The 13,716-nt window shown below is 43.0% G+C and carries 12 protein-coding genes; all 12 read right to left on the reverse strand.

The window, feature by feature from the left end; genetic code table 11:
* Positions 1 to 163: 163 nt before the first annotated feature.
* Entirely contained in the window at positions 164 to 1,873 is a 1,710-nt protein-coding gene (locus RHS_RS12830; protein WP_070041198.1) for a sulfate adenylyltransferase subunit 1, read from the reverse strand.
* Positions 1,873 to 2,784 (reverse strand): sulfate adenylyltransferase subunit CysD, encoded by a 912-nt coding sequence (gene cysD, locus RHS_RS12835; protein ID WP_027292423.1) that lies wholly within the window; start codon positions 2,782 to 2,784, stop codon positions 1,873 to 1,875. Before cysD ends, RHS_RS12830 begins: the two co-directional genes overlap by 1 nt.
* Before the next feature lie 181 nt (positions 2,785 to 2,965).
* Complete coding sequence (locus RHS_RS12840; protein WP_044295740.1) at positions 2,966 to 3,280, reverse strand: ferredoxin family protein; 315 nt, start codon at positions 3,278 to 3,280, stop codon at positions 2,966 to 2,968.
* Positions 3,264 to 4,970, reverse strand: a complete 1,707-nt coding sequence (locus RHS_RS12845) for an adenylyl-sulfate reductase subunit alpha (RefSeq protein WP_027292421.1) — start codon at positions 4,968 to 4,970, stop codon at positions 3,264 to 3,266. Before RHS_RS12845 ends, RHS_RS12840 begins: the two co-directional genes overlap by 17 nt.
* 130 nt (positions 4,971 to 5,100) lie before the next feature.
* Positions 5,101 to 6,162 (reverse strand): sulfate/molybdate ABC transporter ATP-binding protein, encoded by a 1,062-nt coding sequence (locus RHS_RS12850; RefSeq protein WP_027292420.1) that lies wholly within the window; start codon positions 6,160 to 6,162, stop codon positions 5,101 to 5,103.
* Positions 6,162 to 6,986: a sulfate ABC transporter permease subunit CysW gene (gene cysW / locus RHS_RS12855; protein ID WP_027292419.1), complete on the reverse strand. Its 825-nt coding sequence runs from the start codon at positions 6,984 to 6,986 to the stop codon at positions 6,162 to 6,164. The genes RHS_RS12850 and cysW overlap by 1 nt, the downstream gene beginning before the upstream one ends.
* Positions 6,987 to 6,999: 13 nt before the next feature.
* Positions 7,000 to 7,833, reverse strand: coding sequence for a sulfate ABC transporter permease subunit CysT (cysT, locus tag RHS_RS12860; protein ID WP_047833422.1), 834 nt, complete (start codon positions 7,831 to 7,833; stop codon positions 7,000 to 7,002).
* 81 nt (positions 7,834 to 7,914) lie between these two features.
* Positions 7,915 to 8,946 (reverse strand): sulfate ABC transporter substrate-binding protein, encoded by a 1,032-nt coding sequence (locus tag RHS_RS12865; protein WP_047833468.1) that lies wholly within the window; start codon positions 8,944 to 8,946, stop codon positions 7,915 to 7,917.
* A gap of 159 nt (positions 8,947 to 9,105) precedes the next feature.
* Positions 9,106 to 9,261: a YezD family protein gene (locus tag RHS_RS30950; RefSeq protein ID WP_081820097.1), complete on the reverse strand. Its 156-nt coding sequence runs from the start codon at positions 9,259 to 9,261 to the stop codon at positions 9,106 to 9,108.
* Between the two features lie 508 nt (positions 9,262 to 9,769).
* On the reverse strand, positions 9,770 to 11,110 hold the full coding sequence (locus RHS_RS12870) for an MATE family efflux transporter (protein ID WP_047833423.1): 1,341 nt from the start codon (positions 11,108 to 11,110) through the stop codon (positions 9,770 to 9,772).
* A 190-nt stretch (positions 11,111 to 11,300) separates the two neighbouring features.
* Positions 11,301 to 12,023, reverse strand: a complete 723-nt coding sequence (locus RHS_RS12875) for an MBL fold metallo-hydrolase (RefSeq protein ID WP_047833424.1) — start codon at positions 12,021 to 12,023, stop codon at positions 11,301 to 11,303.
* A 171-nt stretch (positions 12,024 to 12,194) separates the two neighbouring features.
* A complete protein-coding gene (gene gtfA, locus RHS_RS12880) occupies positions 12,195 to 13,628 on the reverse strand; it encodes a sucrose phosphorylase (RefSeq protein ID WP_395022286.1) in 1,434 nt (477 codons plus the stop codon).
* Between the last annotated feature and the right edge of the window lie 88 nt (positions 13,629 to 13,716).

Consider the following 13,716-nt stretch of genomic DNA (forward strand, 5'->3'; position numbering starts at 1 on the left):
CATTCGTGAACAAAAAGCCGATGTAATTATATATAATAATTGAGTAATAAACTTCTTTATCATTTTAACTCTGTTTACAGAGAACTCTCTTTTCAAATACCCCGGAGCCAGCCAACCTCCGGGGTATTTCAGCTATATTTTCAGAATCATTTATTTTCTCAAATTAAATCACCCAGAAATTATCATGAAAGATAATTCTGCGGTAAGCCCCAAAATCCATCCACCGGTTTAAAAATTCTGCCTGCCGATTATCTTTTTTTAGCTCCCATTCTTTAAAAAGTTCTGATACTTCATCATCGCTATTTACCTGAATTCCAAATCCTCTGCCATTTAAAACCGGTACACCACTATAATGATATTCCTTTAATGGCTGTATTTCCGCTATCTGTCCTTTGCGTATGCGTACCGCTGTCTTATCGCGAAGTACACAAACATCAAAATCTTCGGGATATGAAAAACTCTCCCCTTCTAACGGGATTTGATCTCCAATAGTATACACCTGCTGTACTTCTCTGCTTTTCATAACAGACAGGCTTTCCAGATTGTAATAATATTCTTCAAAAATATCGCCTCTTGCCCTGAGGTCACCATGGATAAAAGTACTGTCTCTCCCCTCTTTCTCCCCTGCTTCGTCTAACCCACACAGTTCTTCAATAACACCGCAGGCAGAAGTCATATTTGTTATCCTGTCGATCAGAATCAATTCTCCCAGCGTTTTATGCTTATGGAACAGATCGATTACAGCCGGTTCTGTCAAAGCAATTTCACAACGTGCAATTTCATTCTTCACCAGGTGTTCTGCTGCTAAATGTTCCCCTGTATTCACATCTACTTTATACCGGATCGCTTTTACCACTCCCGGTATTAGTTTTGTTCCCGTCTTAACCAGAAATTCTTTTCCGGGAACCAGTCTGGAGTCATCCATCCACAACAGACTTGTCACAAATTGTTTGACTGGTTTTAAATCGGTATCTTTAGTCAGCACACATCCTCTGGAAACATCTACCTCCCGGTCCAGCTGAATGGTCACAGCCTGACCTGCGTATGCTTTGGAAGTTTCCCGGTCTCCCGCATAAATACTCTTTACAACCGCCCTCTGTGCACTTGGCAAAGTAATTAGTTCTTCTCCTGTCTCTATCACACCGGATTCAATCTGACCCTGAAATCCCCGGAAAGTATGATCCGGTCGGCACACTCTTTGTACCGGAAGTACAAATCCCTGTTCCGAAGTTACGGCAACGTCGATATTTTCCAGGCAGGTAAGCAAATCCTGGCCTTCATACCAGGGTGTGTTTGCTGATTTTTTGGTTACATTATCTCCTTCCGTAGCAGATACCGGGATACAAATGATATTTTCAAGCAACAGTTCTTCTTTCAATTCCTGCAATTCACGTTCAATTTCCAGAAAACGATTCTGGTCGTATCCCATGAGATCCATTTTATTTACTGCAAATATAAATGAACGGATACCCATTAACGAACATATTCTGGCATGGCGCCTGGTCTGCACCAGTACACCTTGTTTTGCGTCCACAAGTATTACTGCCAGATCTGCAAATGATGCACCCACTGCCATATTTCTGGTATACTCCTCATGTCCCGGAGTATCTGCCACAATAAAGCTTCTATGATCTGTTGTAAAGTAGCGATATGCTGCATCTATCGTAATTCCCTGTTCCCGCTCAGCCATTAAACCATCCAGAAGAAGGGAATAATCAATCTCACCTCCGCGGCTGCCAACCTTGCTGTCCAGCTCCAGTGCTTTTTCCTGATCTGCATAAAGCAGTTTCGCATCGTATAAAATATGCCCGATCAGGGTTGATTTTCCATCATCCACGCTTCCGCAGGTTATAAATTTTAATAATCCTTTCATTAGAAATATCCCTCCCTTTTTCTTCGCTCCATGCTGCCCGCCTCTTCTTTATCAATCACCCGGGTGGTACGTTCAGAGGAAACTGCACTTAACGTTTCTTCGATAATTTCATCCAGCGTTGCTGCCCTGGATTCACATCCGCCTGTGAGGGGGTAACATCCCAGAGTACGGAATCTTACACTTTTATGCTGAATTTTTTCCTCCGGCAGCAATTCTAATCTGTCATCATCTACCATAATCAGATTGCCATCCCTTTCAATAACCGGACGTTCTGCAGCAAAATATAACGGTACAATGTCAATATTTTCTCTTTTAATATACTGCCAGATATCTTTTTCGGTCCAGTTTGAAATTGGGAATACCCGCATACTTTCTCCCTTATGGATTTTCGTATTATATAATTTCCACATTTCCGGACGCTGGTTCTTGGGATCCCAGGCATGGGCTTCATTTCGAAAAGAAAAGATTCTCTCTTTTGCCCTTGCTTTTTCTTCATCACGGCGTCCGCCTCCAAATGCAGCCGTAAAACCATACTTTGTAAGTGCCTGTTTTAATGCCTGAGTCTTCATAATATCCGTATATGCAGCTCCATGGTCAAAGGGGTTGATTCCCTGGCGTATTCCCTCTTCATTGCTGTATACCAGCATCTCAATCCCCAATTCCTCCGCTTTTCTGTCTCGGAACTCTATCATTTCATGAAACTTCCATGTGGTATCTATATGTAAAAACGGGAATGGCGGTTTCTGCGGATAGAATGCCTTTAATGCCAGATGCAGCATAACGGAACTATCCTTTCCAATGGAGTACAGCATAACCGGTTTCTCACATTCTGCCGCCACTTCCCGTATTATATAAATTGCCTCTGCTTCCAATTCGTCTAAATGAGATAATTCATTTGATATTTTCTTCATATTTATACCCATTACATATTGCAGGATTGCCTGCAATACTGCCACAATAAAACAGGTTGAAAGAATCACACTGTGGCTTCCTTTCTAAATCATAATTTTCTTTCAACCTTTATTCCTCCTAATTGCTGTATGGTCACTGTCTGGAGCGTGTCTTAAAATTCATTCCCTCCATCTGCACTCCTCAATATTGATTTGCATCCTTTTTATTAACTTCGATTGTTACCGTCGTGCCATCTGTTTTCTCTACTTTCCAGTAAAGCAGATCCCCTTTTTCCTCCACAGACAGCAGGCTTCCTTTTCCTCCCATATCCGACCCCAGGTAAAGGGAAATCGCATTTACGGGACACTCTTTTACGCAGGATGCACAGCCCCAGCAGTCTCTGGGATAAGCAATATACGCTTTTCGATCCTGATCTGCCTTCAATAAACTGCCCGGACACACCATACGGCATTTTCCGCATCCGATGCATACATCCCTTTTAATTGTTATGCTCATACTGCTCCCTCCTTCCCGTCAGCTTCCGGTATAAGATTTTAATTTCGCCATCCTCCATGCGGGAATTTACATACTTCATCCATTCAGGATCTTTCCGCGGATAATCCAGATTTTCATTAAAGCTGTTCCACCGGGTCTCCCTGCGTGCCCTGAGGTGCGCAATCAGAGTCAGACAGACCACCAGACGTTCTTTCAGTTCATATACAAACATCACTTCATGCATATCTGCTGCAGACAGATTTTCCGCCAATGCCATTAGTTCCTTTATCTTTCTTTCAGCCAGATTCAGTTGTATCCCATTGTACTGATAATGGTTCGAAATCCCTCCTGCATAAGTATCCATAACCTTCTGCATCGCTTCTTCCAGCTGTTCCGTTGAAAACAGTCCTGGTCTATTCTCCAGTATTTCTTGAATTTCTTTCGCTTTTTCAATACTCACCTGTTCAAATAAACCATCATTATTTTCCGTCAAAGCAGCAGCATTGCACCTTTCTAAATCTTCCAGTATTGCCTGTGCCGCAATCTCGCCTTCCGCCAGTGCTCCGGTTACATATTTCTGGGGACATCCACCAGCCACATCTCCGGCTGCATAAAGTCCTGTTATGGTAGTTCTTCGTTTGGTATCGACCCAATATCCACTTGCTGTGTGTCCCCCGACAATATATGGTTCCGTCCCTTCAATCTCCACATCTGCTGCACTTGGCGGCTTGCCTTCCTCTATCCATTTCAGCGTTTGGGACGGCGCCATATTCAGATAAGCTTTCATTAAATCCAGATCCCGTTCTTTGGAAACTCCAGTTGTCTTAAGATAACAGGGCCCCCGGCCTGCAAGATTTTCTTTTACGGTTCCATAAACCCGCTGAGAGGTAGAAATCCCGTACTTTTCCTCATATAATTCTCCTCGGGCATTCATCTGTTTTGCTCCCGCGCCCTGGGCTATGGTACCGGTCGGTGCGATTGTATCTTTGCAGCGAAGTGCAATAAACCGCATCTCAAAAGTCGTCATCTCTGCCCCGGCACGAATTCCCATAGCATATCCACCGCCTGTATTAAAGGGCGGATACCACATTTTATGTCTTGAAAATCCGGGATTGTTCGGTCGGTACAGCCCTGCAGCGCCTCCTGTAGCACAAAGCACGGCTTTTGCTTCTATCACATAGATCACCGGATCTTCCACTCCAATTCCTACGGCTCCCAGAATTTTATTATCCTTCATGATATAGTCAATGATATGAACCTGGTTCATCACCTGAACATCCTTTAATCCCTGCACCGCATCTGCCAGAAGCGGTTTTATATTTTCTCCGTTAATTTTAATATTCCTTTTTCCCCGGGTGACGTACTCCCCATTTTCATCTTTAAGAATCACAAGTCCCAGGGATTCCAGCTGTTCGGTTACACCATTCAGCCTTTCAGACATGGTCAGCAGCAGGTCTTCCCTTACGATTTCATTTGCATCTTTCTTTGCATAATCAACGTAGTCATCGGGTATCATCCCTTTTGTAACATAAGCATTGAGTGCATTCACTCCTGCTGCAAGGCACCCGCTTCTCTTAATATTTGCCTTTTCGGCAATTAAGACAGATGCATCACCTTCCCGGCGGATGGTCAATGCAGCGTAACATCCGGCAGTTCCGCCGCCAATAATCAAAATGTCGCTTTTAAGTCTTTTTACCTGTAACTTTTTCATAATCGGCTCCTTTTATTCCCGCCGGCAACGAGCCAAAGTCAAGCTTGCCTGGCCTTGACGACTGCCGAGAGGGTTGCTGAACGTCCAATGGACGTTTGTCGTTCATCCATTGCATATTTTCAAACAGAATCTAAAGATAAATCAGATTAGTTTCCTGAAGATTCTGATTTTCTACCAGCCTTGCGCTGCGTTCATCGAATTCATACAGCTTATAGATCAATACACTCACCTCATCACCGGACTTTAGCAATTCCTTCTCCAGAGGCCAGTTTGCCGTGAGAGTAAGATCTCCTACCAGAACCCGGACCTCCTGATAGCTGCCGCGAAATGAACTTTCACACACAACCCCGTCTTCACAGGCATGAACAAACTGTTTCATCTTGCCACGCTTTGCAATTTTGATAAATTCAGGCCGGATTACTGCTTTTCTGGATTCTTTTCCTGCATCAAATCCTTTTAATCGTCCATAATTGTCCAGAACCGCAGACTCTCCTACAAATTGTGCCACAAAAGGCGTTGCAGGGTGTCTGTAAATATTATCCGGAGTCCCCATCTGTTCTACTCTGCCCCGGTTAGTAATTATAATATCATCTGCAACCTCTACCGCCTCATCCTGGTCATGGGTTACAAAGATACTGGTTATTCCCACTGTATTAATCATTTCTTTTAACCAGCTTCGCAGTTCCTTTCGCACCTTTGCATCAATAGCAGCAAAAGGTTCATCCAGGAGCAGCAGCTGGGGATTCGGTGCAAGTGCCCTGGCAAATGCCACACGCTGCCTCTGGCCTCCCGACAATTGATGGGGATACCGCTTTTCCAGGCCATCCAGGCCGATCAGATGCACCAGCTCCATAACCCGGCTATGTATCTTTTCTTTACTCTGTTTTTTTATCCGAAGCCCAAATGCAATATTTTCAAATACAGTCATATACCGGAACAACGCGTAGCTTTGAAATACAAATCCGATTCCCCGCTTACTTGGTTCCTGATCATTGACCCGGATGCCGTCAATGAATATATCCCCGTCATCCGGCGTCTCAAGCCCTGCTATCATACGAAGAATCGTTGTCTTTCCGCTGCCGCTGGGTCCAAGGAGCCCCGCCATTCTGCCCTTTTCGATACCAAAGCTCACCTGATCAGATGCCGTATAGTCGCCAAAGGTTTTCCGAATATTTTTTAACTCCACATACATTAGCGGCCACCTCCTTTTTTCCCTTTATATTCAACCAGATTTCTTAAAATAAGAATAACAACTGCCAGCAGCACCAGAATCGTAGACACTGCAAATGCCTGTGAAAACTTAAATTCATTGTATAAAATCTCCACATGAAGCGGCAATGTGTTGGTTTTCCCTCTCAGATGTCCGGAAATAACGGACACTGCTCCAAACTCTCCTACTGCTCTGGCTGTACATAAAATAATTCCATATAGCAAAGCCCACTTTATATGAGGAAATGTAATCTTACGAAAGATCGTAAAGCCTCCCGCTCCCATAAGTGCTGCCGCCTCTTCCTCATCGGTTCCCTGGGCATTCAGTACCGGTATCAGCTCCCTGGAAATAAAGGGAAATGTAACAAAAATCGTTGCCAGTATAATGCCAGGAATAGCAAATACAATTTTAATATCCGCCGTCTGCAGCAGAGGATATGCCCACCCGATTCTGCCAAAGGTCATAGAAAGCACCAGACCGGCTATAACCGGGGAAATGGCAAATGGAATGTCAATCAGTGTTGTTACAAACTTCTTTCCCCGGAAATGGTACTTGGTCACTGCCCAGGCTGCAAAAACTCCGAACAGGGTATTTACCGCTACCGCAGCCCCCGTCGCTTTTAATGTGAGAAAAAAGGCTTTCAGCGTATATTCATCTGTGATTGCCTTTGTATAAGCTTCCCAGCCGCCCCGCATTGCCTCTCTTACAATTACAAGTAACGGCAGAATCAGCAATACCGTTAAAAAAATAAGACTGATTCCGATCAGTACTATTTTTGTAACCCGGTTTTCCTGTTTTTCTTTCATATCCGCCTTCCTCCTATTCTCCTGCAAACTTTCCCGCATAGATCTGTACCGAGTTAATCAATAATAAAATTAAAAATGAGATCAGAAGCATTACCAACGCAATTGCTGTGGCTCCTTCATAATCGAATTGTTCCAGTTTTCCCATAATCAGCAACGGGGCGATTTCTGTTTTATATGGAATATTTCCTGCAATAAATACCACACTGCCATACTCCCCAAGGGCTCTGGCAAATGCCAAACCAAATCCGGTCAGCAGCGCCGGTGTAATCTCCGGCAGTATAATGCAGAAAAAAGAAACCACTCTTCCGGCACCAAGCATCGCTGCTGCCTCCTCATATTGTCTGTCTAACTTTTCAAGAACAGGTTGAATTGACCTTACGATAAATGGTATCCCGATAAATATCATAGCTATGGTAATTCCAACACGGGTATAGGCAATTTTAATTCCTGCCTTTGCAAACAGTCCGCCAATCCACCCATTATCGGAATACAGCGTCGTTAACGCAATACCTGCTACTGCTGTGGGAATCGCAAATGGCAGTTCAATCAAACCATCTGCAATTCGTTTCAATGGAAAATCATACCTTACCAGAACCCAGGCTAAGACGACCCCAAAAAAACTGTTGATCAGCGCCGCAATCAATGCACACAGAAAACTCACCTTATAGCCGTCCATAATTCTCCTGTCCGTAACAATCCCTACGAATTCGGCAAATCCCAGCCCTGATGCGCTGATCACAATAGACGCCAGGGGAATGATAACGATCAGCCCAAGCAATGCCAGTGTAATACCCATTGTGAGACCGAATCCCGGAATCACTCTTTTTGATCTTTGTTTTCTTTTCATATATTTCCTTTCTCAGGGCGCAAATCCTGATGTCATAAATTTCAGTCACACTCTGGTCTTCTGCCGTTTCAGATCCCCATTTTAATTTGCTTCATAGATCTGGTCAAAGATACCACCGTCATCAAAATGTTTCTTCTGTACTTCTTCCCAACCGCCAAAGATTTTATCATCTATGGTAACCAGATTCATTTTCAGATTAAACTGTTTCCCATACTGAGAAGCAACTTTCTCATCTGAAGGGCGATAGTAATTTTCGGCGGCAATCCGCTGTCCCTCCTCTGAATAGAGGTACTCCAGGTAGGCCTGAGCTGCCTTTCTAGTTCCTCTCTCATCTACCGTCTGATCCACTACTGCCACAGGGGGCTCCGCTTTGATACTGATATCCGGTGTAATTAATTCATATTCATCAGGATGTTCCTTCATCGCCAGATATGCTTCATTCTCCCAGGCGAGAAGAACATCCCCCTGCCCGTTTTCCACAAATGTTGTCGTTGCGCCTCTGGCTCCCGAATCTAAAACCAGCACATTATCATATAACTTTTTGATAAACGATTTCACATTTTCCTCATCTCCCTGATAAGCTTTCTCTGCATAAGCCCATGCTGCAAGATAATTCCACCTGGCTCCGCCTGACGTCTTGGGATTTGGTGTAATGACCTTTACATCTGGCTTGATCAGATCCTGCCATCCGCTGATCTGTGCCGGATTTCCCTTTCTTACGAGAAAAACAATGGTGGATGTATAAGGAGCACTGTTATCCTGCAGCTTACTCTGCCAGCCTTCCTTAATCAGTCCTGCATCCTGAATTGCTGTAATATCTGCTGCCAGTGCAAGTGTAACCACATCTGCCTCATTACCTTCAATAACGGACCTCGCCTGCTTTCCGGAACCCCCATGCGACAGTGTAATCTCGATCTCCTGACCCGTTTTTTCTTTCCAATATTTTGCAAAAGCCTCATTATAACGTTCATACAATTCCCTGGTTGGATCATAGGAAACATTCGTGAGTTCTATCTTCTCCGTATTCGATCCCTCTTTCGCCTCTGCACTGGAAGCTTCTTTTTGGCAGCCCGTTAGTGCTGCTGCCGATAATAAAATAGTTGTTAATAGCATCGTCAATCTGATCTTTCTTCCTTTTATTGCTAAGTCACTCTTCTTTTCATTTTTCATAATTTATCCCCTCTCTTTCTATATTGAAAACTGCAGTACTGTACAAAAAAACTGGAGATTTCGAAAATAATTTTTTCCGAAACCTCCAGTTGACTGGTCAGTTTATCTTAATCTTTCTTTTACATTTTTTTCAATCTGAACGATTCGTCCATCCTGGATGATAACCGAAACGGCACCATACTGCACCGACTCAATTGCCTGTATAACTTTTGTTATATCATCTCTCTGTCCGTAAGAATCCACTTTCTTTTTTTCCATTCATCCACCTCTTAACTTTCATATGCAAATACAGCAGTGCACCTGACAGGAACAACATCGGCACATTCGTGCCTCCTCTATGTATATTTGATTTTGGTTTCTTCGAATATTCATGTGAATTCTCCTTTCATACTTTTCTAATCCCATATAACCTATTAAGTATATCAAGTTAGTATGATATTAGCTATTATATCCTTAATTTTACATTTGTCAAGTGGTTTTTTGAAATTAAATCTGGAAATCAGATCTGATTTCAAATTTGGATTTCAAATCGGGAATTTAAATTAGGAAATACATAATACTCAATAAGCATATGATCGGTTCTAGAAAATATATTCACAATTTTACTAATCGGTTCTATAATTTTGATAGGCATTTTGCTGATTAGGGGTTGCTGATTGAAGACGCTTTAGAGCAGCATCCGACTGGCTCCCATGGGTTGCTAAACGGGCATTGAGCTGCGAAAGCCTTCCGGATTTTACAGCGAATGCCCGACTCAACTACACATCTATTTCACATTTTTCAAGTACTTCCCAGTTCTCACCCTATACACAAAGCATATTGACCGGAAAAGCCAGTCGATAGCCATAGCTGCCCATACTCCCAGGAGCCCCATTTCAAAATGCAGTCCCAGCAGATAACTAAACCCTACCCGAAATATCCACATAGAACCAATGGATACCACCATTGTATAAGGAGCGTCAAAAGATGCCCTTAGTACATTGGGGAGGGAAAATGCCATGGGCCAGAGAAGCGCTGCACAAACGCTGTGAAATATAACGATTTGTTTTGCCATCACAGAAGCTTCCGAGGACACATGATAGATTCCCACAATGGGACCTGCCATGAGAATAATGCCAATATTCAGCAATGCCATGAATAGATAAGCATACTTTATCAGTTTAACTGTATAACGCCTGGATTCGTCATATGCCCCTGCTCCCACAGACTGTCCCACCACGGTAATCAGCGCAGTTCCTACTGCAGATGCCGGAATAACTGCACAGCCGGCTACTACACCTACAATAGCATTGGCAGCAATCGCCGCGGTGCCAAATCCGGCAATCAGGCTTTGTACCAGAATCTTTCCAATCTGAAAGATGCAGTTATCAAGCCCGGTAGGAACCCCTATCCGCAAAATATCCTTAATAATTCCAGGTTGAAACCCCAGTCGGAAATGCCTTTCATAATGTATGTCTTTCTTCTGGTCATGAAGAATCACCAGCATAATCACAGCTCCTGCCGCCCTGGACAATAAAGTAGAAAATGCAACCCCAAATACACCCATATGAAATACAAAAATCAGTATTGCATTTCCGGTTACATTCATGATATTCATCAATATAGAGGTATACATTGCTATTTTGGAATTCCCCATAGACCGCAGCAACGCCGTGCTTGCACTGTATATCCCCAAAAAAGGAAATGACAATGCAGTCAGGTAAAAATAAACTACTGCATTTTCCATTACCGCCTTTTCTACATTTCCAAAAATGGATGCAAGAATTAATCGATTTCCAATCAGTGATATCACCATGATCAAAGATGCCATACCCGTTATGGCTAACAGCAGCTGATCTGCAGTCTTGCAGGCTCTTTGCGTATTTTTCTCGCCCAGCCGGTGCGCAGCCACAACTGCACCACCAGTTGACAGGCATACAAAAATATTAATCAATAATATATTGATGGAATCTACCAGCGAAACTCCGGATACCGCTGCTTCTCCCACACCGGACACCATAACGGTATCCGCCATTCCCACCGTGACTCCAAGTATCTGTTCCAGAATCAAAGGAATAATCAATGCTTTCAACTGCCTGTTTGAAAATATTTCTTTTTTATTTCCCATTTTCAATCTCTGTCTTTCTAACGAATTCTTTATTCGTTGTTGATGATTATGTCTGTGAACTGCATTTGGGTTAAGCTGATTAAGACGCTTTGTAAATGATAGGTAGTGTACAGAAAAATGGGTGCGGGAAACTGGTATGGGCTCCGTCAGCTGGCGCGGATAGCAGGTGCTATATAGTGGCATATTTACACTAGTACCGAAACTCTTCCTTCATTGGCTTAAACCAGGGATTATAATATACACCAAACTGCCGCTTTGCATCCATAATCCTTCTATCGGCATCTGCAATGACATTTGCCCCAACATGCCCGAAACTAAATCCGTCAAAATGCATTGCAGTGAGCTTATCCAGGCTCTCCATCCAAAGCTTTGCATCAGACCCAATCTGTTCACTAAAGCCGCCCCAGATCGTATCCCCTGCAACTAAAAATTGATAACCGGCGCAATCCAAGGCAAAGCAGACGCTTCCTCTTGTATGCCCTGGTGTATGTACCACTGTCATTGTTATCTGGTTTCCAAAGTTTATCTGCTGACCATCCTTTAGGTACCCATTTACTATACAGGGAGGAAATGGATTGCCATAAAGCAATTCACCTGTGGTCAGGATCGGATCGCCCGTTTCCACCTGCCAGGCATCTGCTTCATGAATCATCACCCTGCATTTATATTTTTGCTGAAATAACGCTGCCGCTCCAACATGATCGTAATGCCCGTGGGTTCCATAAATATACCGGATATCATCAGGCGCAAATCCCAGTAATCTGATATTCTCTGTAATCCTGAAAAAGCCATCCGGCGTGCCACAGTCCAACAGGTAAAGTCCCGCATCCCCCTCGATCAGATATGCTGTGGCATCAAAGGAATGGGACAGAGATACACCTGCCACCATGTAAAGATGATTCATTAGTTTCATAGTTCCCCTTCTTTTGCATAAATGTAACAAATATGCCGCTTCTTTTGATGATGATCAGATTTTCCAAGCTTTTGATCCTACGATTACTTCCATTTTCATGGTTCAGGATTTTTCAGAAATTGCCATGTATGCCGCTGATTTATTATTGCGCCGTAACTTCGGCGTATTTCCTTACTGACTCACATAATTATAATTGCTATCATCGCAAATAATACAAAATTTCATTGTCTTCAAATCTGCATCCAGCACCGCTCTGCATCCATTACTTTCCCTTATTATCCTAAGTTTATCATCTGCCGTTTCTTCAGCACAAAAAATATCATCAAATGCCCTGTATTCATTCCGTATCCGCATAAGCCTGCACAGTTCTTTTACCACCGGCTTTTGCACCTCCTGCTCGACTTCCGCAACTGTATAGTTATGTCTGCTGATATTTCTTGGGAAGTCTGTCTTTTTCATTAATTCATAATCATTTTCTCCCGCCAGAAGCCCCATATAATATACTTGTGGGATACCGGGCGCGAAAAACTGGATGGCTCTCGCCAGAAGATAAGCATCATCTTTACATTCCAGCGCCGAATAGTAAGTACAGTTGATCTGATATACCACCGGTTTCTCATTTGCTTTTGCAGAAAAATCCATTTTAAAATTTGCACCGCACTTTTCTGTTACCTTTATTACATGTTCCAGCTCTTCACTGCTCAGTAAATCTTCCACATCCACTGTTCCGATTCCATCATGAGTATCCAGCGTAGTGTATTGATTACACGGGCAGATTTCAAACCAATGTTTTAACCTTTTGACACTGCCTGTATATAGTGTATGCAGCACCAGCACCGGCAGGGCAAAATCATATACCGCATATCCTTTATCCGCGATTTTCATCTGCACTTTATAATGGTCGTGAATTTCAGGAAGCATCGGAATATGCTTTTCATCCAGAATCTTTTGTACCCGTTCCATAAGTTCCCACATCTCAGGCTCTATAAAAAAGCAGGAAGTCTGATATTTCTTTGTAGCAAAGGCAAATGCATCCAAACGAATCAACGCACCACCGTTATCCATTAAAAACCGGAGAGAACGCTCTATAAACTCCCAGGTAATTGATGATTCCATATTTAAATCCATCTGTTCTTCGCTGAAAGTACACCAGATATTTTCATGCGTACCATCCCGAAAAGTGATATCCTCACAGGGTGCATGGTTTTTCCTCTTATTAAGCATTGCTACGTCTGCCGGAGAAGGCTCTCCTTCCGGCCAGAATTCTTTAAAGCGGATAAACATATCTTTATATTCTGACTTATCATGTTTTTCTATAAAATCCTGAAACTGGGCGGATTGTCTGGAAAGATGATTAATCATAAAATCAAACATTAACTCATAATTTTCAGACAACGCATGAATATCGTCCCAATTGCCAAATGCCGGTTCCACTTCTTCATAGGTAGTAGGCGCGAATCCTCTGTCTCCGGTAGATGGGAAAAACGGAAGAATATGAATCGCGCCTATTTCCTGCGAAAAATACATATCCAGCATTTCTTTTAACTCTTTTAAGTTCTTACCAAAGCTGTCAGCATAGGTAATCAGCATTATTTTATTATTCATTTTTATACCCGTTGCATATTGCTGGCTTGCCTGCAATACTGCCACAATATAGCGTGTTTGAAAGAATCAATACCGTGGCTTCCTTTCC

This window comes from Robinsoniella sp. RHS, assembly GCF_001029355.1.
GTDB classification, from domain to species: Bacteria; Bacillota; Clostridia; order Lachnospirales; family Lachnospiraceae; genus Robinsoniella; species Robinsoniella peoriensis.